Origin of the sequence: Pseudomonas khavaziana (genome assembly GCF_036704165.1) — a bacterium.
Lineage (GTDB): Bacteria > Pseudomonadota > Gammaproteobacteria > Pseudomonadales > Pseudomonadaceae > Aquipseudomonas > Aquipseudomonas khavaziana.
This window is the reverse complement of sequence record NZ_CP129946.1, coordinates 3589653-3612196: the sequence shown is the minus strand read 5'-3', so window position 1 is coordinate 3612196 and position 22544 is coordinate 3589653. Positions and strand designations below refer to the sequence as shown.

At 60.0% G+C, this 22544-nt stretch carries 19 protein-coding genes; 10 read left to right on the top strand and 9 right to left on the bottom strand.

What is annotated here, in order from left to right; all coding sequences use genetic code 11:
• Positions 1 to 21 precede the first annotated feature (21 nt).
• The 3 genes from QYQ93_RS15970 (at position 22) to QYQ93_RS15960 (ending at position 2730) form a co-directional block, all read left to right on the top strand.
• Positions 22 to 624, top strand: a complete 603-nt coding sequence (locus tag QYQ93_RS15970) for an FMN-dependent NADH-azoreductase (RefSeq protein WP_338475016.1) — start codon at positions 22 to 24, stop codon at positions 622 to 624.
• A 16-nt stretch (positions 625 to 640) separates the two neighbouring features.
• Positions 641 to 2053 (top strand): PLP-dependent aminotransferase family protein, encoded by a 1413-nt coding sequence (locus QYQ93_RS15965; protein WP_338475015.1) that lies wholly within the window; start codon positions 641 to 643, stop codon positions 2051 to 2053.
• A gap of 83 nt (positions 2054 to 2136) precedes the next feature.
• The gene (locus tag QYQ93_RS15960) at positions 2137 to 2730 is read left to right on the top strand and encodes a TIGR00730 family Rossman fold protein (protein ID WP_338475014.1); all 594 of its coding nucleotides are present in this window, start codon (positions 2137 to 2139) and stop codon (positions 2728 to 2730) included.
• A gap of 124 nt (positions 2731 to 2854) precedes the next feature.
• Here the strand turns inward: QYQ93_RS15960 and QYQ93_RS15955 are convergent, their stop codons facing one another.
• The 3 genes from QYQ93_RS15955 to QYQ93_RS15945 all read right to left on the bottom strand — a co-directional run bounded on the left by QYQ93_RS15955 (position 2855) and on the right by QYQ93_RS15945 (position 5128).
• Positions 2855 to 3742 (bottom strand): serine hydrolase domain-containing protein, encoded by an 888-nt coding sequence (locus QYQ93_RS15955; protein ID WP_338475013.1) that lies wholly within the window; start codon positions 3740 to 3742, stop codon positions 2855 to 2857.
• Between the two features lie 126 nt (positions 3743 to 3868).
• Entirely contained in the window at positions 3869 to 4309 is a 441-nt protein-coding gene (locus QYQ93_RS15950) for a VOC family protein (protein ID WP_338475012.1), read from the bottom strand.
• 231 nt (positions 4310 to 4540) lie between these two features.
• Entirely contained in the window at positions 4541 to 5128 is a 588-nt protein-coding gene (locus QYQ93_RS15945; protein WP_046068320.1) for a TetR/AcrR family transcriptional regulator, read from the bottom strand.
• A 135-nt stretch (positions 5129 to 5263) separates the two neighbouring features.
• Between QYQ93_RS15945 and QYQ93_RS15940 the strand changes: the two genes are divergently transcribed.
• A complete protein-coding gene (locus QYQ93_RS15940) occupies positions 5264 to 6295 on the top strand; it encodes an NADP-dependent oxidoreductase (RefSeq protein ID WP_338475011.1) in 1032 nt (343 codons plus the stop codon).
• A 162-nt stretch (positions 6296 to 6457) separates the two neighbouring features.
• Complete coding sequence (locus tag QYQ93_RS15935; RefSeq protein WP_043047753.1) at positions 6458 to 6757, top strand: hypothetical protein; 300 nt, start codon at positions 6458 to 6460, stop codon at positions 6755 to 6757.
• A 41-nt stretch (positions 6758 to 6798) separates the two neighbouring features.
• Here QYQ93_RS15935 and QYQ93_RS15930 read toward each other — a convergent pair whose 3' ends face one another.
• Entirely contained in the window at positions 6799 to 7419 is a 621-nt protein-coding gene (locus QYQ93_RS15930) for a LysE family translocator (RefSeq protein ID WP_043047752.1), read from the bottom strand.
• A gap of 150 nt (positions 7420 to 7569) precedes the next feature.
• On the opposite strand from QYQ93_RS15930, the gene QYQ93_RS15925 reads away from it, so the two are divergent.
• From QYQ93_RS15925 to QYQ93_RS15905, 5 genes are all read left to right on the top strand, one after another.
• Positions 7570 to 8358: an NAD(P)-binding domain-containing protein gene (locus tag QYQ93_RS15925; protein WP_338477266.1), complete on the top strand. Its 789-nt coding sequence runs from the start codon at positions 7570 to 7572 to the stop codon at positions 8356 to 8358.
• An 87-nt stretch (positions 8359 to 8445) separates the two neighbouring features.
• The gene (locus QYQ93_RS15920) at positions 8446 to 9111 is read left to right on the top strand and encodes a TIGR02466 family protein (protein ID WP_338475010.1); all 666 of its coding nucleotides are present in this window, start codon (positions 8446 to 8448) and stop codon (positions 9109 to 9111) included.
• Between the two features lie 221 nt (positions 9112 to 9332).
• Positions 9333 to 9836 (top strand): sigma-70 family RNA polymerase sigma factor, encoded by a 504-nt coding sequence (locus QYQ93_RS15915; protein ID WP_422394024.1) that lies wholly within the window; start codon positions 9333 to 9335, stop codon positions 9834 to 9836.
• Positions 9833 to 10801, top strand: a complete 969-nt coding sequence (locus QYQ93_RS15910; protein ID WP_338475008.1) for a FecR family protein — start codon at positions 9833 to 9835, stop codon at positions 10799 to 10801. Before QYQ93_RS15915 ends, QYQ93_RS15910 begins: the two co-directional genes overlap by 4 nt.
• A 75-nt stretch (positions 10802 to 10876) precedes the next feature.
• Complete coding sequence (locus tag QYQ93_RS15905) at positions 10877 to 13306, top strand: TonB-dependent siderophore receptor (RefSeq protein WP_052501132.1); 2430 nt, start codon at positions 10877 to 10879, stop codon at positions 13304 to 13306.
• A 44-nt stretch (positions 13307 to 13350) separates the two neighbouring features.
• On the opposite strand, the gene QYQ93_RS15900 is transcribed toward QYQ93_RS15905, so the two are convergent.
• From QYQ93_RS15900 to QYQ93_RS15880, 5 genes are all read right to left on the bottom strand, one after another.
• Positions 13351 to 14478: a sensor histidine kinase gene (locus QYQ93_RS15900; protein WP_043047746.1), complete on the bottom strand. Its 1128-nt coding sequence runs from the start codon at positions 14476 to 14478 to the stop codon at positions 13351 to 13353.
• Positions 14479 to 14837: 359 nt separating this feature from the next.
• On the bottom strand, positions 14838 to 15551 hold the full coding sequence (locus QYQ93_RS28610) for a methyl-accepting chemotaxis protein (protein ID WP_422394056.1): 714 nt from the start codon (positions 15549 to 15551) through the stop codon (positions 14838 to 14840).
• Between the two features lie 962 nt (positions 15552 to 16513).
• Positions 16514 to 18667 carry a TonB-dependent siderophore receptor gene (locus QYQ93_RS15890; RefSeq protein WP_043047744.1) on the bottom strand — a complete coding sequence of 718 codons (2154 nt, stop codon included), beginning with the start codon at positions 18665 to 18667 and terminating at the stop codon, positions 16514 to 16516.
• A gap of 287 nt (positions 18668 to 18954) precedes the next feature.
• Complete coding sequence (locus QYQ93_RS15885) at positions 18955 to 21522, bottom strand: autotransporter outer membrane beta-barrel domain-containing protein (RefSeq protein WP_338475006.1); 2568 nt, start codon at positions 21520 to 21522, stop codon at positions 18955 to 18957.
• Positions 21523 to 21770: 248 nt separating this feature from the next.
• The gene (locus QYQ93_RS15880) at positions 21771 to 22532 is read right to left on the bottom strand and encodes a PIG-L deacetylase family protein (RefSeq protein ID WP_043047743.1); all 762 of its coding nucleotides are present in this window, start codon (positions 22530 to 22532) and stop codon (positions 21771 to 21773) included.
• Positions 22533 to 22544: the final 12 nt, after the last annotated feature.

The window sequence follows — 22544 nt, the reverse complement described above, 5'->3', positions numbered from 1 at the left end:
CCATCCAGGAAGTAACGCACCATGAATATCCTCCATGTTAGTGCCAGCCCTCGCGGGCAAGCATCGGAGAGCAACGCACTCTCCCACAAGATCATCGAAAGCCTGCGTCGGCGGCACCCAGATGCCGAGGTGACCGAACGCCCCATCGCCGGCAACGTCCTGGCGCCGGTGGACGAGCCTTATGCAACATCCCAGCAGTCCCTCGTGGATGTCTCTTCCGACGGTTCTATGGCCCAGTCCGAGCGGCTTGTTCGCGAGTTGGAGCTGGCCGATGTTGTGGTGATCGCTACGCCCATGCATAACTACACGGTACCCGCGACGCTCAAGCTTTGGCTCGATCACATTGCGCGGGTGCGCCGCACCTTCGATATCTCGGCCCAGGGCAAGATAGGCCTGTTGCATGACCGGCCTGTGTTCGTCGCAATTGCCTCGGGCGGACGGTTTTCCGGGGAGCGTGCCCACCAGCCGGACTTCTTAACACCGTACCTGAAAACGATACTCGGCATGATCGGACTGCACGACGTGACCTTCTTCACCATTGAAGGCACTGCTTCGCGCCAGGAAACACTGGCCCAGACGCGCCTCCAAACCGACCAGGCGCTGCACGACTACTTTGCAACCTGAACAGGACCGTCGCCGGATGAGCACCTCGATTAAGACCTTCTCACCGCTGGACGCCGGCTCCACTGAGCCGATTTACCGGCAACTATACTGGCGCTTCCGCAGCGCGATTGCCGACGGTTTGCTCAAGCCGGGCGAACGCATACCCGCGGCCCGGGCCCTGGCCAAAGAGCTTGGGCTGGCCAGGGGCACCATCGACACGGCGTATTCGCTGCTGGTGGCCGAAGGTTATATCCAGGCCCGTGGCCAAGCCGGCACCGTGGTGGCTGAAGGGATCAAGGCCAGCCTGCCGGTACGCCCCATGACGGCCAGCGAGCACAACACCGTCCGGCGCAAGGCGGCCGTCTTGCCGTTTCAAATGGGGTTGCCGGCACTGGATGCGTTCCCGCGCAAGATCTGGTCGAAAATCGCCGCGCGTTGCGTCCGGGCCACGCAGCTCGCCGACATGGCCAACCCCTGCATCTTTGGCCTGTACTCGCTGCGCACGGCGATTGCCAGCTACTTGCAGGTTGCCCGGGGTATCCACTGCTCGCCTGCACAAGTCTTCGTCACCTCGGGCTACCGCAACTCGCTGGGGCTGATCGCCCACGCACTGCTGGAACCGGGCGATCGGGTGCTAGTGGAAGACCCGGGCTACCTGTTCACTCGGCCGTTGCTGGATTACCTGAATATCAACGCCATACCGATACCCGTAGACCAGGACGGCATGCTGGTATCCCACGCCGTGCAAAAGGGTAAAGGTGCCCGCGCTGTGGTGGTCACGCCGGCCCATCAAAGCCCGCTGTGTGTTTCGCTGTCCTTGCCTAGGCGCCTGGAGCTGCTGGATTGGGCCAGCCGTCAGCAAGCCTGGATCATCGAGGACGACTACGACGGAGAATACCGTTATGTCAGCCGGCCATTGCCGGCCCTCAAGAGTCTGGATCGCGACGGCCGGGTGCTCTATGCCGGGACCTTCAGCAAGGTGTTGTTTCCCGGCATCCGCCTCGCCTATCTGGTGGTGCCTGCGGCTCAAGTGGAACGCTTCGAACACGTGAGCCAGACCTTCCTAGGCGGTTGCCCGGAGCTGACCCAGGCGATCGTCGCGACGTTTATGACTGAGGGGCATTTTGCGCGGCATATCCAGCGGATGCGAAAACTCTACGGTGAACGTCGGGAAGCCACGGCCAGAGGGCTGCGCAAAGCATTGGGCGAGCATATTTCGATTGATGCCCAACCGGGCGGGATGCACTTGATCCTGCGCCTGAACGCTCAACAGTCAGACCGCCTGTGCATGGAACGCCTGGCACAGGCCGGCATTTATGCAGAAGCCTTGAACGACTGGAATATTGAAGGCCAGACTGGCCCCGGCCTGCTTCTGGGCTTTGCCAATATCGAATCGGAGGCTGTCGCCGAGGTCTTTGGAAAACGCATCTTGGATGCGCTCATGGCCTGATCCGCAAGCCAGTTCTTGGCTCTTTCGCCCTATGGTCGGGGCCGCTAGGCTGCACGGCTTGTTCTCACCAGCCTGGAGTCTTCATGCCCACTCTCCTGCACAGCGTTGCGGTTTTCTGCGGTACCAATTTCGGCTCCAACCCGGAGTATGCGCAGGGCGCTCAGGCCCTAGGCCGGGAAATCGCCCGGCGCGGCATTCGCCTGGTCTACGGCGGCACCCACAAAGGCTTGATGGGGGTGGTGGCGGATGCCGCATTGGCTGAAGGTGGTGAAGTCGTCGGCATCATCACCCTGTTGCTGCATGAGCGCGGTCATTCCCACGCCGGGCTCACCCAACATGAAGTGACCCAGGACATGCGCAGCCGCAAGACCCGAATGAGTGACTACGCCGACGCTTTCATTGCCTTGCCCGGCGGGCTGGGAACACTGGAAGAATTGTTTGAAGCGGCCACGCTGACCCAGGTAGGCGAACACCACAAGGGCGTGGCGTGCCTTAATACGGCAGGGTTCTTCAACCCGGTGCGCAGCCTGTTCGATCATGCGGTGAAGGAAGGCTTCATGAAGGTCGAACACAGCCAGATGCTGATGTTCAACGAGCACCCCGGCGCCTTGATTGATGCTCTGGAGCGGTGGCAGGCGCCGGTGGTTTCCAAACTGATCGAGCCGATGGCGAAGTAATTGTTTTTGGCCTTGGCGATGCTGCTCCCTAATTATTTCGCCAAGGCCTTTTTATTTACCACGGATGGGTAGCACTGGCCTGCACACGAATCAGGAGGCCAACGCCAATAGGACTTCGACGTTCTCAGTCCCTCTGCCGCAGAACTTGCATCAGCTGTCTAACAACAATGGCTTCGACGGCACCTTCGCTGGCGCCCGCCTCAAAAGCAGCGCAACAAGCCGATGCGTTACCGTCGCAGATACGGTAGACAGCAATGACATTGTCCGGCCCGCAGCCTGTGTGCCCGCATAGGGAATATCCGCCTTCAATCGTTCCCTGCATCATGCCAAGGCCATATCCCGGCGTGATCCATGGGCGCCCGGGAATCGGGCCGCCCAATGTTCGTGCGCTCTGCATTTCCTCAAGCAAGTCCGTGGAGAGTAGGTCTGCACAAAAGAGTCGATCCAGAAATAACGCTGCTTGCGAAATGTGGCCGATCAACAAGCCGTGGTAAACCCAGGCGGGATCATAATTTGATGCACTTCCAAGGTGGGTCGTTTGCAAATCTGCTGGCGTTTTTGCAAAGCGAACGCTCGATAAGCCCAGCGGAGAAAGTGTGCGTTGAATTACCGCTTCATCAAGTTTCAGATCAGTCAGCCTTTCGATTAGCCTGCCGACAAGCAGGTAGCCAACATTCGAGTAACGCCAACCTTGTCCGGGACTGTATCGGAGTCGAGCACCGTCAAGGCGTTGCATCATTTCATCGGCCGGCCAGGCGGGCTCACTGTTTTCAACGGCGCAGTGATACTCCGCAAGTTCTGCGTAATCAGCCAGACCGGCCTCATGCCGCAGTAACTGGCGTAGCGTAAAAGGCTGATCAAGAACGGGGTCGTCCAATCCGACCAGCCCGTCACGCACCAACGATAGGGCCGTAGCAGCCAAGACCGTTTTCGTGAAACTCCACCAGGGGACCATCAGTTCTGAGCAATCAGCCGCTTGTAGCTGACCATTTGAAACGAGTGAACTGAACATTGGCTTCCTTGGAGTCTTAAGCGGATCGCAAGCTTGACAAGATACCTCAACCATTCCTCTTCGCGCACGCAAGGTCAGCCGTTGCACTGTCCTGAACGACTGCTCTTGGCCGATAGCTGACGCTCACTAACGACCATTTTCGACCAACAGCGGACGCTCGCCCAACCGCTCTACCAACCTCACGAGATAACCATCGGCATCCTGGACGATGAATTCTCGCTGGCCTACTTCTACATTTTCAGCCCGATACCAAGTGTCTTTGCATTCTCGATAGAGTGAAACACCAGCCTGATCAAGTTTTTGGATGATGGGGGCGACAGCTTCCACATCAATCTGTAGGTTCATGCCTCTTCCAAACGGCCTGGTCAACGGCGCCGTCAGCCATTGACCCGCGCGCGGATCAATCTGCTCAAGCATTACTTGAGCGCCATTCAAATCAAGGTATGCAAACCCATCTTCCGGGCGTTGATAAGCTACTTTGAACCCCAGGCAAGAAACCCAAAAAGCCAAGCTGCCCTGCAGGTTGGTGACCATTAACTCCGGCACCAGTTTGTTGCGTTCGAACATGAGATGACTTCCATTTCACAAGGCCCATTTTTGCAGGCGAACAGGTGTCAGTATCCAATAAATGCGCCGCGATCCAAATGTGGGAGGGGGCTTGCTCCCGATAGCGGTGGGTCAGCCAACATCAATGTTTGCTGGTCTCACGTCTTCGCGGGCAAGCCCCACATTTGGATCGTAGAGTATCAGCTAGATAGCGGTCGGCTGTCAGGCTCCAGGGAGAGCAAGCTTACTCCCCTATCGCAGCAGCCCCGATAGCAAAATACGAAAGCTGGCGATCGCTTGCGTCGACGCCAAATGTGGATCAGCCGCACTGGCAATCCACAAAGACGCATTCAACGCAGCGCCGTTGACCAGATAGGCAGTCGCCTGTGCATCCACGGGTTTGATGACGTTCTGATCGATCAACACCTGAATGCTGTGCATGGTGCTGGCCAGGCACGCGCTTTGGCTGGCGGCCCGCGCCGGATCGCCAAGAACCGCAGGGCCATCCAGCAGAACGATACGTTGAATTTCCGGTTCAAGTGCAAGCTTGATCCACTCGACGCACTCCTCAACGAAACCCTCCCACGGCGTATCTGCTGTTTCCACGACTGCACGTAGGCGCGCCGAGGATTCTTCGTCTATCTGAGCAATCACGGCTTCCAACAGGCCTTTCTTGCCACCGAAGTGGTGATAGAGCGCGCCGCGTGTCAGTTCGGCATCCGCTGTCAGATCCTCCATGGCAGTTTCGGCGTAGCCCTTCTCTGCAAAGGCTTTGCGGCCTGCCGCGATCAATTTGCTACGCGTTGACGCAATCATATCTGCACGTTTTTGTCGCGCCATCAGGCTCTCCTTACTAGATCATGAATGCATTGACATGCAGTGCGTATGTTAATACATTAATTGCATACATTTTGTATGTGAGTGCGGCAGACGTTGCCTACCGCATCATTTGATCAACCCAAGCGCGAGAATGTAATGACAAAACTATCGAATCAGCAGGTCGTATTGGCGGCGCGTCCAGACGGAGACTTGAAGCCATCCGACCTACGTCTTGAGGATGTAGCCGTACCGATACCTGGCGAGCGCGAAGTTCTGCTGGAAACCATTTACCTCTCGATTGACCCTTATATGCGCTGGTGGATGAGGGCTGAAAAGTCCTACAACGATCCTATCGAGATCGACCAGGTCATCGTCGGTGCTACGGTGTCTCGTGTGAGGGAGTCTCATCACCCCGATTGGCAAGTCGGTGCTTGGGTATTGGCTTTTTCCGGATGGCAACGCTTTGCCGTTTCAGACGGCAGCGACCTGCGTCGACTTGATCCAGACCTGGCGCCGCCTTCCACCGCACTGGGCGTGCTTGGAATGACTGGTTTCACGGCCTACGCGGGCTTGCGTAACATTGGCAAGCCCAAGCCGGGCGAAACCGTTGTGGTTGCGGCTGCCAGCGGCGCGGTCGGCTCTATGGTCGGACAAATCGCCCGTCTGCGTGGTGCGCGAGCGGTAGGCATCACTACCGGGGCGCATAAACTCTCTTACGTGAAGGACGAGCTGCGTTTCGATGCAGTGGCCGATTACAACGCGCCAGACTTCGCGGAACAACTGGCCAAAGCCTGCCCGGACGGGATTGACGTCTATTTTGAAAGTGTCGGCGGAAAAATCTGGGATGCGGTGCTGCCGCTCTTGAATACTTACGCTCGCGTACCTGTGTGCGGGGTTATTTCTCAATACGAGAAACCGTCCGGTGCCCAGGAAAACACCGATCGCCTCTCCAATACGATGGCGCAGATTATGGGCAAGAGCCTGACCCTGCGTGGTTTCATCCAGACGGAATATGCTCAAGAGCAGCTAGCTGATTTTCTCGAGGAGGCGGGCCAGTGGATCGCCGATGGCAAATTGAGTTATCGCGAACAGATTACCCATGGGTTGCATACGGCGCCGCAAGCTTTGATCGACCAACTCAAGGGACGTAACTTTGGCAAGACGATTGTCCAGGTAAGTGAGGTGTAATCCGGTCTAGCTGGAACCCTGCCCATTAAAACGAGCTCATACCAGGATAGGGGTGTTATGAAACGATTTGAGATTCAACAGATCGCGCAGCCGCACACGCCGGGAACGAGCGACTGTGCCTGGAAGTCTACCTGTATCTAATCATGGGTAAGGTACAGGGCAATGGACAAGATAATCACCGTGGATCAACTGGCTACTACTGACCTTGGATCCATCAACGAGATATGGCTGGGCGGCACCCATACCCAGCTGTGCCTATGGCGTGGCGAACAAGTGTTCACCCACGAAATGCTCAGCGAGGGCACCCACGATCAGAATATGCGACGCCTATGCTTGCAGTTGGTCGATCCTGACGATCATGCCGCGGTGGCCAGCGTCGAGTTGATCGTGCGCCAACGCCTGGAAAAGATGGGTAAGAAGGGCGAGTTTTATCCGGCGCAGGAGGCGGACACCTATCAATAGCCGCTTCATAGCGCTTTTCCCATCTGGATGAGAGGCGAGGTTCAAGCCCTGCGCGCAGTCAACAACACCGTCGCCGCCGCCGACAACAACCCTGCGCAGCAACGATTGAAGATGCGCTTGCCCCTCGGCTCGGCGAACCAGCGGCGCATATGCAGGCCCATGTAGGCGTAGGCGCTGATGGCGACCCATTCCAGTGCCAGGAACATCGCGCCCAGCAGGGCAAATTGCGTAGTGATGGGCTGGCCGGGCACTACGAACTGCGGGAGGAAAGCGGTGAAGATCAGAATGGCTTTCGGGTTGCCCGCTGCCACCAGAAACTCCTGCCTTGCCAGGGCCCACAAACCCACCTTGTGCGTGGCAGTTTGCGCTTCCTTCTGCGGATCCGCCCCCCACAGTTGATATGCGAGATAAAACAGGTACGCCGCACCGAGCAACTTGATCCCGTAGAACAACAACTCCGACGTTTGCAGCACCACCGCCAACCCTGTAGAGGCGAGGGCGATCATGCCGGCGAAGGCCAGCAAGCGGCCGAGACCGGCCAGGCAGGAGGTGCGATAGCCGTAACGGGTGGCGTTGCTCACCGACAGCAGGTTGTTGGGGCCGGGCGCCATGTTCAGGGCGAAGCAGGCGGGGAGAAAGAGGGCGAGGGTGGCGAGGTCCATGGCGGCTCCAGGTGGCAGGTGGCAGGTGACAGAGGCATGAGCATAAGGCTACGTGGCGCGGTTGGACAATCCTTGCGTTGGCCCGCTGCCTTGTAATCTGGCTATGATGCTGCAACACCCATGATGGGCTTTGAAAACGGAGGAAACACCTTGCTGAGCATCGGCATTCTGGGCGTCGGCGAATTGACTGAAAAAGTCGTGATCGGCCTGCGCCGCGGCGGTTTCAGCGGGCATGTGCTGCTGTCACCACGCAACCATGAGCGCGCCCGGCAGTTGGGCAGGGCCTGGGCTTGTGAGGTTATGGCCGACAACCAAAGCGTGGTCGATCAGGCGGACCTGTTGTTCCTGGGTGTGCGCCCCGATGGGGTGGAAGGACTGTCCAGGGAGGTCCGCCTCAAGCCGGGACAATCTTTGGTTTCCCTGGTCGCCGGCATGAAGCTGGAGGACCTGGCGCGTAGCTTCCCACAGGCGCAGCCAATGCGGGCGATGCTGTCCTACGCCGCGCAGATCAACCAATCGACAGTGGTGGTGACGCCCTCGGGGCAGGCCCATGAGGCGTTGTTGGCCACCCTGGGGAGGTTGATCGTGCTGGATCAGGAAGATGCCTTCGAACTGGCCACCGTCGCGGCCTGCATGAACGGTTGGTTCTATTTCTTTCTCAATGATCTCCAGCAGTGGTTTACCGATAAAGGACTGAGTCCGGAGCATGCCCGGCAATTGGTGATGGGCAATATGCAGGACTGCCTGGCCAGCGCCGGTCATCAGCCTCAGGTGCGCATGGACACCTTGGGCAATGCCATCGCGACACCGGGCACCTTCACGGCGGCCGGGCTCGAAGTGCTGCGCGACAAAGGCGCGCCGCAGGCGTGGGCAGCGGCATGTGATGAGGTGCTGGAGCGCTTGCAGAAAACGTCGCAGGGGCACTCCGGCGATCAATAACCCTTAAGTTCTTAACAAAGGTTTACACCACTGGTTGCGCTTATTCGGTATGTTTTTCAGCCACTTGCGTAACCGGGTAGTGCCTCGATGCAGACTTCTCATCAGCGGTTGGATCCGCAGCTCATCACCATCCGCCGGCTGTTTCCAAGCCCGTTGGCCAGCATCCAGGTGCCGGATGCGCATTGGCTCAACGGGGAGCTCAAAGCCCTGATTGCCCAGCGCATGGCCGCCGACACCCGGGGGGCGCAGCGCAGCAATACCGGCGGCTGGCAGTCCGCCCATGATTTCCCGGAGTGGGGCGGGGCAGCCTGCGAGACGCTGGTGAGGTTTGCCACAGAGTTCGCCACTCAGCTGACGGCCGTGCATAGCGAACAATACGGCTTTATCGAGCCCGGTTTCGAATGGAAGATCAATGCCTGGGTGAACGTGAATGAGGCCGGGCACAGCAATGCATTGCACGGCCACCCGGGGGCGTTCTGGTCCGGGGTGTATTGGGTCGATGCCGGTGGCCGGGAGGACGACCCGGCGGTGGGCGGAGACCTGGAATTCCTCGACCCGCGCGGCATGGTGGCCTCGACCTACAACCCGGCCCTGCGAATGAGAGTGGAGGACTGCCTGACTGCTGGGTTCAGTAGTACCTGCGCGGCGGCCAGCGGCACCTTCGTCATGTTTCCGTCTTGGCTTATGCACTCGGTACGACGCTTTTCAGGTACGCGGCGGCGGATCTCAATTGCGTTCAACTTTGGGGTTTGAGCGTGCCCGGCCGGGCGCGCAGCCACCTGAGTAGAGGAAGCAACGGGCGTCAGGGTCGTGGAATGCCCATCAGAACATCGCCGATTGTTGCCCACCAATACCGCTGCTTCATTGCAGGACCTTTTACGTGTACGGGTAAGACGTTTCACTGATAGAATGCGATGAATTCTCATTAACATCTGTCTTATATCGTGCAACCAACTCCACCAGCCAATCATCACGTGTCTCAATCTATCGGGCAACTCTACAGCCACCACCACGGTTGGCTGCAGGGTTGGTTGCGCAGGCGTTTGGGCAATGCGGCTGATGCGGCAGACTTGGCCCAGGATACGTTCGTGCGTTTGCTCAGCAGTAGGCCTGGCGAGCCGCTGAACTTCACAACTCCACGTGCGTATCTGGCCACTGTTGCCAATCGCCTCACCCTCAACCTCTACCGCCGTCGCTCACTGGAACAGGCCTACCTGGCTGCGCTGGCGCAAACCCCGGAAGACCTGACGCCGTCGCTGGAACATCAGGCGCTGGTGCTTGAAGCCCTCGACGAGATCGACCAGGTACTTGCGCTCTTGCCGGCCAAAACCCGGCAAGCGTTCCTGATGTCACAACTGGAGGGGTATACGCAGGAAGAGATCGCCAGCCGGCTCGGTCTCAGCGTGCGTTCGGTACAGCGCTACCTTGCGCGGGCTCTGGAAGAATGCATTGTGCTCGCCAGCCAGAGCGCGGCATGAATAACACGCCCATCGACCGGCGTATTGCTCGCGAAGCGGCCAACTGGTACGTACGCTTGCAGAACAGCAACGCGTGCGCCGCCGAGCATGCCGCTGGCGCCGAGTGGCGAGCGCGGCATGCCGACCACGAACGGGCCTGGCAACTGGCCGAGCAGTTTTGCGGTCGAGCCCAGCAGCTTGCCGCACGTGCAGAGCGCGCAGCGCTTGAGCGCCCACGCGGCCTGGAGCGGCGGCAGGTGCTCAAGACCCTGGCGATGCTGATCGCTGCCGCTCCGCTGGGCCTTGCCGCCCATCGGGGGCTGCCATGGCGCGAGTGGCAGGCGGACGAGCGCACCGCCGCAGGCGAGCAGCGCACCCTGGACCTGCCGGATGGCGTGCAGATTCGCCTGAACACTGGCAGCGCTGTCGACATTGCCTACGACGACAGCGTTCGTCGCATACGTCTTATCGCCGGCGAGATGCTCTTTGAGGTACCCCACATGACTGCGGGGCCGCCGTTCATCGTCGACACCGCCGAAGCCCGCATCGTCCTTTTCGGCAACCGCCTAATGGTGCGCCAATACCCGCAGCGCACTTACCTCGCCGCGCTGGACGGCACGGCCGTGGTGCGCCCGCGGCTGTTACCCGGGGAGGAGGGCATGATGCGCCTGGCGGCGGGTCGGCAGACCTACGTCAACAACCAGGCCGTGGAATATTCGATGACACTGGCGCATAACCGTCTGGACTGGCTTGCCGGCGTGCTGCGCGCAGAAAAGATGCGCCTGGATGATTTCATCACTGAGTTGGATCGCTATCGTCCCGGCCTGCTGCGTTGCGATCCAGCCGTCGCAGGGTTGCTGATTTCCGGCACCTTCCAGTTGCGCGATACCGACCAGATTCTCCAGGCTCTCAGCCAGACGCTGCCGGTAAGCGTCCTTTACCGCACGCCCTACTGGGTGACTGTCACCCCGCGTAGGAATGCGTAAATAAGCGTGTCGTGTTTTTGCCCAGCTACGTGTCCCTCTCATAACAACATCACTTTCATGGGCGGGGACGAACACATGGCGACGACGCTGGGCATGCAACCATTGGCGCGGGCGGTACACGCGACCGCACTGGGCCTGATCATTGCGGGTGGCGGCCTGACTTGCGCTACTCTGCTGGCCGCCGAGCAGGGCGCGCAGCAGAGCCGGGCCTATCAGGTGCCGGCCGGCAACCTGAGCAGTGCACTCTCTACCTTCGCCAGCCAGGCGGGTATTACCCTGCCGATCGAGCCTGGGATGGTGGAAGGTCTGCGCAGCCCTGGTCTGCATGCCGCCACCAGCGTGGACGATGGCCTGCAGCAACTGCTCCAGGGCACCGGCCTGCAAGCCTCAGCGCAGGGTAATGGTCTCTTCGTGTTGACACCGCAGGTGGCGGATACAGCCCTGGAGCTGGGTGCGACCAGCATCATCGGCCAACGTCTGGCAGCGACGACCGAAAACAGCGGCTCCTACACTACCGGAACCATGCAGACTGCCACAAAACTGCCCTTGAGCCTGCGCGAAACGCCGCAATCGGTCAGCGTGGTGACGCGCAAGCGCATGGATGACAAGGCCATGACCAGCATCAGCGACGTGGTCAAAAGTGCTCCGGGGCTTTTCCTGAATAACTCCGGCGGTGCTGGGCGGCCGACGTTCAGCGCACGGGGGTTCGACGTCGACAACATCATGTACGACGGTTTTCCCACCAGCTTCCTCACCTATCTGCCCAGCGGCGAGGCCAACCTGGCGATGTATGACCGGGTGGAGATCGTGCGCGGCCCCAACGGGCTGGCCCAGGGCGCCGGCAGCCCTGCGGGTGCTATCAACCTGGTGCGCAAGCGTCCTACCTCTCAATTCCAGGGCACATTCACCGGCAGTGCCGGCAGTTGGGATGATTACTCCGGTACGCTGGATGTCGGTGGCCCGCTCAATGACAGCGGCACCCTGCGCGCGCGTACCGTGGTTTCGCGGCAGGACGCCAAGAGTTTCCGAGACTCGGTGGAGAGTGATAATGATCTGTTCTACGGCGTGGTCGATGCTGACCTGAGTGAAACCACCACCCTGACTCTGGGCGGTTACCGCCAAAAGAGCCACACCAACTATATCTGGGGGGGATTGCCCATGGCCCGTGGCGGCGGTCATCTTAGACTGCCCCGCGACACCTTCCTGGGGCAGGACTGGGAATACTCGGACAATCGCACCACCGGCTATTTCGCTACCCTGGAGCAAGGCTTGCCCAATGACTGGACGCTGCGTGCGGCCGCCATGCAGTCCAAGACCGACACCGACGTGCTGGCCTCTTCGATCTGGGAATACAACCGCCGGTATCTTTGGACGGAAGCCATGGAGCAGAAGGAAACCGGCTACGACCTGGCGCTCAGCGGCCCCTTCCAACTGCTCGGCCAACAGCATGACCTGACCCTGGGCGTCAGCAGGCGCAAGCTGGATTATCGCTCCGGCAAAGCCTGGAGCGCATACACCGACGCCGGCATCAACCCTTTTATATGGGATCCACGTGGGCATGCCAAGCCGGATTACGTCAGGGGCAGTAATGGCCTTCCTGAAACCACCACCCAGGACAGCGTGTATGCCAGCACCCGTCTGCGCTTGACTGAGCCGCTCTCGCTGATCCTTGGTGGTCGTGTCGACTGGTATGAGTTCGACGACAGCGCAAACAGCGAAAGCAACTACAAGGTCACGCGCAATCTGACGCGCTACGCCGGCCTGGTCTATGACCTGGATACCCATCATTCGGTGTATGTCAGCTATACCGATATCTTCAAGCCGCAGAGCGAAAAAGGCGTTGATGCAAAAGCCATCGTTCCTGTCGTAGGTGAGAATTATGAAATGGGTATCAAAGGCGAATATTTTGACGGCGCATTGAATGCCAGCATGGCGGTTTTCCAGATTGACCAGAAGAATCGCGCCCAAGAACTGACTGACGTCAAAGGCTGTGGCTCGGGCCCGGCCAGCGCCTGTTATGAAGCTGCCGGCCTGGTACGCAGTCGCGGTATTGATATGGAAATCCAGGGCGCCCTCACCGATAACTGGCAGTTGGCGGGTGGCTACACCTACACCCAGACCCAATACGTCAGCGATGCCAATGCGGCCCGCGAGGGCGAAGACTTCGATCGCAAGAAACCGCGCCAACTGTTCAAGCTCTCGACCATCTACACCTTGCCTGGTGAGTTGCAACGTTGGCGCGTCGGTGGCGATGTCTACCAGCAAAGCCGCATCCGCACCGCGGGAGGCGCCGGTGCCACAGCCTGGAAAAACGAACAGGGCTCGTACACCGTGGTCGGTCTGGTAGCAGGCTACAAGGCCAGCGATCAATTGGACCTGCAGCTGAACCTCAACAACCTGTTCGACCGTGTGTACTACAGCAGCGTGGCCAATGGTGCCTATAGCCCGTACGACATTTATGGCGACCCACGTAATTTGAAATTGACAGCGCGCTACAGTTTCTAGTGAAGCTCTTATCGCTCGATCAAGCCATTAACGGCGTGGGTGGCTTACCGGTCGAGGGGGAGCCTCACGCTAAATACCGTGCCCTGTTCTGCATCCGAGCTGACTTCGATGGATCCGGCATGGGATGCCACGATTTCCGAGGCGATGAACAGGCCCAGGCCCAACCCTTCTGCAGGGCCATGATCGATTGCCGAGCGCTGGGAGAAACGGCCCATGGGGTTGAATATGAAGGGCAGCACGTCCTCGGGTATCGCCTCGCCACTGTTGTGCACGGTGAATATCGCGCAATCCTCCAGGGTTTCCAGTTCGACTTTGATAGGCCGTGTGGTGTCCCCATGCTGCACTGCGTTGCTGATGATGTTCGAGAAGACCTGTTCCATTCTGGCACCATCAAATTTGCCTGAAACGGCAGCCTTCATGTCGAATACGACATTGGCCTCTGGATGAAACGCCTGGATTTCTTCCACCACCCGCTGGCACAGCGGTGCGAGATCGATATCCGCGGTTTTTACCGGGATGCCCGGGCCCATCTGGCAACGTGTCAGGTCAAGCAGGTCGCCAACAATCCGGCTCGCTCGGCGCACACTGGTGTACATCTGGTTGGCAATTTTGGTGTCCCGGGCTCCGGCGTCCTTTGAACGCCTGAGCACGTCGGCTCCCAGCAGGATCGCGCCCAAGGGCGTGCGCAAGTCGTGGCCGAGTATGCCCAGGAACACATTGCGTGACGCCTCGACCGCACGTGAATAGCTGGCGATGGACTCGGCGAGGGCCTGATCGATGGCCTCGTGGAACCGAGTCATATCGTCGACATTGATCGGCGTGCCTTCAGTGACCTGCCTCATCCATTGGCTGACCACACTGGTTCTGAGTGCGCGATATTCCGAGACCATTTGATCAATCGTGAATCCGGCCATCAGGCGCGTCATTGCGTGGGTTTCAGCGGCGGTTTCCTGATCATCGGCCGGAATCAGCCCTTGGGCCTTGGCTATTTGTTCTCGCTTCGTCTGCGTGGTGCGCAAGTCGCTCACGATGGCTCGCAACATCTGCTCGGCATGATCGCGCAGCGCTACGCTATCGAGGTCTGCGCCCGGGGTCTTGATGGTTCTGGCGAAGTCTTCCCAGGCCTGCAGGATCGGCTCGAGGTGCTCAAGGATGAAGTCGGACAGGCGCATGTCTGGAGTCCTGGTAGGAGGCGAGGCGGGCAGAAAAGCGAGGCTGCGCAGGTAAGTGTGAATGTCGGCAGTGTAGGAGGTTGTCCGTTGCTTTAATAGCTCGACCGGTGGCGTGCACTCTGCGGCACCTGGCAGGTGGGAAGGCAGCCGCGGTCCAACTGTGGGGGGGACTTGCCCTAATGCCAGCCAGTTAAGGTTTTTGTAGGAGCGAGCTTGCTCGCGAAAAACCCATAGACGCCGCGTTTGTTCAGGAATCACGCGTTATCGTTGACGTTTTTCGCGAGCAAGCTCGCTCCTACAGAGGACACTGACGCTTAACTGACTGCCACATTTTGCCCGTGGTATGGCTGGTGCTCTACTTAAGGATGAAACCTGCGCCCCAGCGCATCCAGCCGCACCGCAATCGGCGGCAGGCGTTCGCTGCTGCGGGCAAGGGTCTCGACGTCGTCGGCGGTGTTCTGGGCGATGTTTTGCACAGACTGCAGGCGTTCGACAATTTCCAGGTTCGCCGAGGTCTGCTCGCGGGTGGTGGTGACGATGTGGCCGTTGAGTTGATCGATATGGGCAATGTCCTGGCCCACGGAGCGGAGCATGTCCACCGCCAACTGGCTGTCTTCCACGCAGCGCTCCACGCCTTCGCGGCTGGCGTGCATGGCTTCGACGGCCTGGCGACTGCCCTGTTGCAGGCCCTCGATGATGGTCTTGATTTCCTGGGTGGAGAGCGCGGTGCGCTGGGCCAGGCTGCGCACTTCATCGGCCACCACGGCAAAGCCCCGGCCCTGCTCGCCGGCGCGGGCGGCTTCAATGGCGGCGTTGAGGGCCAACAGGTTGGTTTGGTTGGCGATGCTGTTGATCACCTCCAGCACCGAGCCGATCTGCTCGGCCTGCACGGCCAGGGATTGCACGGTGGATTCAGTGCCGTTGATGCGTGATGCCAATTGGCTGATTTCATGTTGGGCGCGACCGACGCTTTCCTGGCCGCGGACAATCTGCCGGCTGGCCTGGCCTGCGTGTTCCACCGCTTGTTCGACCTGCACCGTGATGTGACCGGTGGCGGCTTCCAGGCGCTGCATCGAACCGGTCATCTCGCCGATCTGCGCCAATTGATGGTGCGCGCCTTTTTCCAGGGTGCCGCTGGCGGTGGCCAGTTCCTGACCGAGTTGCCCCAGGCCGTGGGAATCGCGGGCGACGCCATCGATCAGGTGGGTGAGCTGTTGCAGGAAGTGGTCGAAACGCGTGGCCAGGGAGACCCGTGACTTGCCTTCGCCTTTGGCCGACTCCACGGTGATCTGCGAGGTGACGGCGAGCATCTTCTCGAGCATTTCCTGGCTCTCGACCGCTTCGGCCTGGCTATGCACCGCCAGGTAAAGCAGGGCGACGGTTTCCATCACCACGTAGAACGCATGAACGAAGATCATCGTCCAGCCGCCGTGATGCTCCATCACAAACACCGCAAAACCCTGGTGCTGCAACGCGTGGAATACCAGGTGATGCACAGCGATGGTCAGCGCGGCCACGAGGATCGGCAGCCAGTCACGGTAGAAGGTCAACACCGCCAGTAATGCGAAAATGCCGAAGTGGGCTTCGATCACCCCATGCGCCTGGTTGATGTGCAGCGCCGCCATCACCATCAGGCCGGCGCCCAGTGCGCAGCGCATCACACGGGTGCCGCCGATGACGCGGTAGAGCGCGGTCAGCACCACGCCGGTGCCGCCACCGACGATCAGCGCCTGTAGCCAGGTGTCATGCCAGAACGCCAAGCCCAGGGAGAATAGCGACATCAGCCAGATCAATGCCAGCATGATGCGGTCGGCCTTGCGGTAGTGCTCAAGAAAACGGGGGCGGACGGGCATTCACTCTTACTCCATGAGGGTGGGGTGCCGAGGTCAAGCAAGCACGCGGCGTGCCACGAAGGCCTGCCGCTGTGGAGTGAAGCAGATATTCGGGATTTTTGCGGTTGCCAACGTTTTATCGGCAGACCTTGTGGGGACTTTAGAACGGCTGCCCGAACAGGCAGCCGCAGCAGCATGGGCGCTTAGAAGCTGTACTTGGCGGTCAGCATCATGTTGCGCGGAGCGCCATAGGAATCACCGCCATAGCTCGCAGAGTCAGCGATGGCCTGGTAGTACTTGCGGTCAAAGATGTTGTTGGCGTTGAGCTGCAGGTCCAGATGCTGGTTGACCCGGTAACCGGCCATCAGGTCGGTGACCGCATAGCCGCCTTGTTTGAGCCGATATTGGCTGCCATCTGCCAGTGCGATGTCGTTGTACATGCGGCTCTGCCAGGAGATGTTGCCGCCCACACGAAGTTTTTCCAGCGGGCCCTGGAAGTTGTAGCGGGTGGTCAGCTTGAACAGATGCTCCGGGGTGTCAGTGTCGAACTGCTTGTTGACCTTCTGCGGGTTGGCATCGTCCTTGATGGTGTGGGTGCGCGCGTAGGTATAACCACCGCCGACCTGCCAGTTCTCAGTCAAGGCGCCTTGCAGTTCGAAGTCGATACCCTGGCTGCGGATTTCCCCCGAGGCTTGGTAGCAGGAGGCCTGCGGGCAATCTGGCACGACGATCTTTACGGCGCGGTTTTCCTGGTCGACGCGGAACATCGCCAGGCTCGCATTCAGCGCGCCGCCCAGGTATTCGCCCTTGATACCCACTTCATAGTTCTTGCCGACAATCGGCTTGAGCGGGGTCGCGCTGGTGTTCTTTTCCTTCTGCGGTGTGAAGATATCGCTGTAGCTGACATACACCGAGTGCTGGTCGTCCAGCTCGTAGATCAGGCCGGCGTAGCGGGTGAGGTTACGGGTGACCTTGTAGTCACCGTCGCCATCGCGGTTATCGTAGTCGTACCAGTCCAGGCGCCCGCCGAGGATCAGCTTGAGCGGGTCGGCCAGGCTCAGGCGCGTGGTCAGGTAAAAGCCGTCCTGGGTGGTGACGTCGCGTGTGTTGTTGGTGTGGACGAAGTTCGGCTTGCCGGCATTGAGCGGCCAGTCCCTTTCATAGGGACTGTAATTGTGGGTGGTCATGTCGTAGATGCGCTTGCTGGCACCCACCACCAGTTCGTGGGTGCGCCCGAATGCCTGGAACGGGCCGCTGGCAAAGGCGTCGACCCCGGCCTGGTTTTCATCGTAGGCGGCCTGGTACACCGTGCGAGCCAGGATGTTGTCGGTCCAGCGCGACTGGTAGGAGCCGGAAAACAACGCATCCTGTTCGGAATAATTGGCGTTGACCTGCAGGTTCCAGTCATTGGCCAGGCGTTGGCGTAGCTCGGCAAATACCGTGTTGATTTCCTGGTCCTTGTTTTCCCAGTCGGTGCCCGGGTTGTAGGAGCGCGACAGGTTCAGGTGGTGGCCGTCCTGGCCGATCATCGACGAGCCCCAGAAGTAGTTGGTCTTGTCTTTCTGGTTCGAGAAACCGAGGGTCAGGCTGGTGTCTTCGCTCAGGTCGGCTTCGGTCACCGCATAGAACAGGCCGTGATCCTGCTCGGCGTTATCGATGAAACTGTTGGCATCGCGGTAGGAGGTCACGACCCGGCCGCGCCAGGTACCACTGTCATTGAGCGGGCTGGAGGCATCAAGCTCGCCGCGGTAGTCATCCCAACTGCCGGCGGCGCCGGTCAGGGTGACTTTCTGCTCATACAAAGGCCGCTTACGAATCAGGTTGATGGCCGCCGATGGGTTGCCTGCGCCGGTGACCAGGCCGGTAGCGCCGCGCACCACCTCGACGCGGTCGAACATCGCCAGGTTCGGCTGGGCGCCTACCGAAACGCCGTTATAGCCGCTGGGGATACCGTCATACATGAGGTTGTCGATATCGAAACCACGGGCGGTAAAGGCTTGGCGGCCAGGGCCATTGGAGTAGTTCAGGAACAGCCCAGGCGTGGCGTTGACCACGTCGTTGATGCTGGTCATCGCCTGGTCGTCCATGCGCTGGCGGGTGATCACGGTCACGGCCTGCGGGGTTTCGCGCAGGGTCAGGGGAAGCTTGGTCGCGGTGCTCATCGAGCCGGTGGTGTACGACTCGGTGCCTTCGGTGGTTTGGCCCAGCTGTTGACCGGAGACCTGGGTGGCGCCCAGTTCAATGGTCGCCGGTGCTTCGGCATCGGCGGCCAGGGCCGCGTGAGAGGTTGTCAGGCAAATGGCAATCGCCATCAGGCTGGGTGAAAATACGTTGCCGCTGCGTTGTTGCACAAACATTGTTATAGGGCTCCCCAGAAGCCATCCGTGGCGAACAATAAATCTGTTGATAATTATTCGCATCAGTGTGGCAGATTGAATCCGTAGGAAAAAGCCTTGGGGAAGAATTAGTTAACGGAGTTTTCCATGGGTTGCGGCCAGGCGTTTGCATGGCGAGCATCCGGAGCCGGATGGATACCTTGCACTCAGTTGAACGCGGCAATGTATGCGGCCGGTGTCAGAAAACCCTCCGGGTGAAAGACTATGTACCGCAGTGGCCCCGCTTCCACTGCGATACAAAGGCGGTCTCAGAACGCCATTCTCAGGCCGAACGTGCCCTGGCGGCCGCGGAGCATATTGCTGTCCAGATTCTTTTCGGTGCCGATCTCACCATACAGGCTCACACCCTGTGCAACTTCCAGGGTAGCGCCAAGGCTGACATCCACCGTGGTGGATTTCTGCTCGGTGTCGATACGGGTTTCATGGTTGAACAACACGCTGTTGTCTCCAGCGCTGGCGTGCCAGATGTTGGCCCTGATATAGGGCTGCAGCGGCATGCCATTGACGCTGTAATCGCCGCGCAGGCGCACGCCCAGGCGCGTGGTGACATTGGTATCAGCATCATAGGAAATGTCTGAAATTCCATCGTTCTGGCTATCCAGCTTGGTCTTGCCGACGATCAGCTGTGCCTGCGGTTCCACCACCCAGTTGGCGCTCAGGGCCAGCGGCCAGCCGACTTCGGCGGAGGCGGTGACATTATGCCCACGGGTTTTCATTTTCACGCCGCGGTCTGACTCGCTATTGCCATCAAAGCGAGTACCCATCAGTACCAGATCAAGATAAGCCTGGTCAGCGCCGATCAGCGTCCAGTAGACCCCAAGGCTGTCGCCGCGCAACGTGGTCTTGCCGGCATCCTTGTCCTCCCAGCCGCTGTTGAAGCCTTTCACATTGCCCTTGAGACGGCTATGACCGACGAAGAACCCGAGGCGCTGCAGCAGGCCGTTGTCCAGGCTACTGGCGAACACATCGGTGCCCACTTGGAAGCCTGTCAGCGAACCGTCCAGGGTAGGGCTAACAGCACCGGCGAAACTCTGGCGGCTGCTGTTGCCATAGACCCGGCCCCAACCGGCCGGCAAGGCACCGGTTTGTTGCTGGCGGCTCTGGTCGCCCATGCGCTTGTGGTAGGTACCGAGCATGCCTTGCACGATTTGCTGGGCGGCGGGAAACAGCGCAGCGTACAGCGGTACTTCGGGACGATAGATCGGCACCTCCTTGTCAGTCGGGCCAGGCAGAGGCGGGGTTCCTTCCACCGGTTCCGGCGCTGGGATGGTGGGTACTTCAGGGTCAGGGTTGGGCAGCGGAGCGGGCGGCGTAGTGGAGCGCAGGTAGAAGTTCTCTGCCGTTCCAGCGGTGACCCCGCCTTTGTACAGATAGTAGTCATACGCGCCGGCGCTTACCCTGTTGCCCAAGGTAAACGCGCTCTCAGGTCCGCTGGCACCATTAAGCGCTTGCACTATCAGGATGCCGTCTCGCACTGTCGCTGCACCCGCGCCCCCAAGGTTGTTGATCAGCACATCGGTATTGCCTGCGAATGTACCGCTGCTGACCACCAGTTTGTCGCTCGCCGAGTCGTCTGCCCCCAGCACGGTTTGTAACGCCAGGCGCCCGCCGTTGCCGGTGTAATTGCCGTTGATAGTCAAGGTGTCGCTGGCGGTAGAGCTGGCGGTGGTCATGTCGAGGGTGCCGCTGTTGGTCACATTGACCAGTTGGCCGGCGGTGAACGGGTCGATGCTGCCTGTGCCGACCAGCAGCGCACTGCTGCCATCGATGGACAGGGCACCGGTACCGGTCGCGCTGTCTCCCAGCTTCAACGTGCCGCCGAGGGTCATTTGCGAGCCGTTGTCCAGGCGGACGTTTTCCCACTGGGTGAAGAGGGCGGGGTCACCGACCTTGGTGTTGTCCAGAGTCAGGGTATCGATGCCCAGGCCCCCATCCAACAATTGCGCCGCAGCCACCTGCGCTGCCACCAGCCCCTGAAGCAATGCGGTATCGTCGCCTTCCCCCATAAGCACGGAGGAATGCAGGTTGCCGCCGGACCAGACCAAGTCATCATTGCCAAAGCTGAGCAACAACTGCCCATTGACGGTACCACCGGAGATGATTATCTGATCGTCACCGCCACTGACACTGATATTGCCGCCGACGAACGCGTTACCCCAGATCAGGATAGTGTCCCTGCCGAAGCCAGTCACCAGGTTGCCGATGATCCTGCCGCCAGACATATCGAAACGATTGTCATCGAGTTTCATGTTGACCCGGCCAATGATGCCGTTGGTCATTATCGCCTTGTCGCCGTCCTCGAAGGCGCCGGTGATCGTACCGCCGCTCATGAAGAACTCGTCCAGCCCGTCGCCCTGTTCCAGCGAGGCGATGGTGCCGCCGCTCATGGCAAAACGGTCGATGCCTGCCCCCTGGGTGACGGCACCTGCCTGGCCACCGGAAATCTGCACGACATCGGCGCCCGAGCCCTGGCTGACCGACCCGGTGATGCTGCCCAGGTTGAGCCGGAAAATATTGTTGCCGTCGCCTTGGTCGAGGCTGCCATCGATCCCGGCGCTCGGGCCGTTCACATCGACCAGATCATTGCCGCCCACGTACACCACATTTCCGCTCACTCTGCCGGTTGCGGTGATTTCAAGGGTGTTATCGCCGCCGTTATCGCTAAAACCCGGCGCGGTGGCGCTGTCACACGTGGAGGTGTCGCTGCCTGGCGTGTTGTTAATGGTGCACGCCCCATACGAGGCCAGCGGCCAGGCCGCCAGTACAATGGCTGAGGCAATGCCTGAGTACAGCAGAGAAGCAATCCGTGTGCGCATGGTCGGCCCTCGCTTGAGCACAATGATGTCCGGCACCTGGCACACTAGGCGCGGTTCAAAACCATGGCAACGAAGAACACGGTACGGATCAGGGACTACGGGTTACCTGCGTCTGAAAACACCGGCCAATGCAAAGGGTTGGCATGGCTTTCTCGAATGCACCTTAACCAGTGCAGACTTTTTGCACCTTAGCCGTAGATTTGATAGGCCGCTACTGTAAGAAATAACAGGTATAGACGAGTCAGCAGCTAGGCAAATACGATCTCGTAGGGTTCACGAATACGCTCGAGCAACACTTGGGCCAGCTTGGGCGGTAAACCGATCTGCGGATCGCCGACCAATTGGCTGGCATAGGCATGGGTCGCGTGCAGCTTGCGCGCCACGCTCCAGGTATCCAGGCGTATCTTGCGGGCGCGCTGCCAGGGCATCACCGAAGCTTCCCGTGCCGGCCAGTGCCAGGCCCAGACCGGCAGTTCATACAGCCTGGCCCCCACCAGGCTGCAGGCCTTGGCGCTGGCGCGGCCAACGGCATCGTGATCGTCATTACCGTCGTGGCACCACGTGGTAAACACCCTGTCGCCCGGTTGCAGGTAGCGCGCGATGAACTGGCTCATGGGCTGTTCGTGGGCGGCCAGTGCGTCATCGCGAAACCCGCCGCGGATCCATTTCAGGCTGTGCAACGGCATGCCCAGGCGGCGCAATGCTTCGGCGCTTTCCTGGGGGCGCACCACGCTCAAGCGGCTGGCCGGCCACACGTGGGAGCCGGGATGGCTGGCGCTGCCATCGGTGATGGAGATCAATTGCAAGGGGTGTTCGCGGGTACTGAGCAGTTGCAGCAAACCGCCGCACGCCAGCACTTCATCGCCCGGGTGCGGGGCGATGACTACGACGCGTGCGCCGGGCGGCACCAGGCGGGTAAGTGCGATGGCGGGAACCTGTGCCAGCTGCGGCGCACTGTTCCAGATTTGCGCGGGGCCGCGACGGCCTTCGCTTAAGGAGGCAGGCTTCATGGGGTGTCACAT

Coding starts and splice junctions, on each gene's coding strand:
- QYQ93_RS15970 (WP_338475016.1), top strand. CDS start 22: ATGAATATCCTCCATGTTAGTGCCAGCCCTCGCGGGCAAGCATCGGAG.
- QYQ93_RS15965 (WP_338475015.1), top strand. CDS start 641: ATGAGCACCTCGATTAAGACCTTCTCACCGCTGGACGCCGGCTCCACT.
- QYQ93_RS15960 (WP_338475014.1), top strand. CDS start 2,137: ATGCCCACTCTCCTGCACAGCGTTGCGGTTTTCTGCGGTACCAATTTC.
- QYQ93_RS15955 (WP_338475013.1), bottom strand. CDS start 3,742: ATGTTCAGTTCACTCGTTTCAAATGGTCAGCTACAAGCGGCTGATTGC.
- QYQ93_RS15950 (WP_338475012.1), bottom strand. CDS start 4,309: ATGTTCGAACGCAACAAACTGGTGCCGGAGTTAATGGTCACCAACCTG.
- QYQ93_RS15945 (WP_046068320.1), bottom strand. CDS start 5,128: ATGGCGCGACAAAAACGTGCAGATATGATTGCGTCAACGCGTAGCAAA.
- QYQ93_RS15940 (WP_338475011.1), top strand. CDS start 5,264: ATGACAAAACTATCGAATCAGCAGGTCGTATTGGCGGCGCGTCCAGAC.
- QYQ93_RS15935 (WP_043047753.1), top strand. CDS start 6,458: ATGGACAAGATAATCACCGTGGATCAACTGGCTACTACTGACCTTGGA.
- QYQ93_RS15930 (WP_043047752.1), bottom strand. CDS start 7,419: ATGGACCTCGCCACCCTCGCCCTCTTTCTCCCCGCCTGCTTCGCCCTG.
- QYQ93_RS15920 (WP_338475010.1), top strand. CDS start 8,446: ATGCAGACTTCTCATCAGCGGTTGGATCCGCAGCTCATCACCATCCGC.
- QYQ93_RS15910 (WP_338475008.1), top strand. CDS start 9,833: ATGAATAACACGCCCATCGACCGGCGTATTGCTCGCGAAGCGGCCAAC.
- QYQ93_RS15905 (WP_052501132.1), top strand. CDS start 10,877: ATGGCGACGACGCTGGGCATGCAACCATTGGCGCGGGCGGTACACGCG.
- QYQ93_RS15900 (WP_043047746.1), bottom strand. CDS start 14,478: ATGCGCCTGTCCGACTTCATCCTTGAGCACCTCGAGCCGATCCTGCAG.
- QYQ93_RS28610 (WP_422394056.1), bottom strand. CDS start 15,551: ATGCAGCGCCTGGAAGCCGCCACCGGTCACATCACGGTGCAGGTCGAA.
- QYQ93_RS15890 (WP_043047744.1), bottom strand. CDS start 18,667: ATGTTTGTGCAACAACGCAGCGGCAACGTATTTTCACCCAGCCTGATG.
- QYQ93_RS15885 (WP_338475006.1), bottom strand. CDS start 21,522: ATGCGCACACGGATTGCTTCTCTGCTGTACTCAGGCATTGCCTCAGCC.
- QYQ93_RS15880 (WP_043047743.1), bottom strand. CDS start 22,532: ATGAAGCCTGCCTCCTTAAGCGAAGGCCGTCGCGGCCCCGCGCAAATC.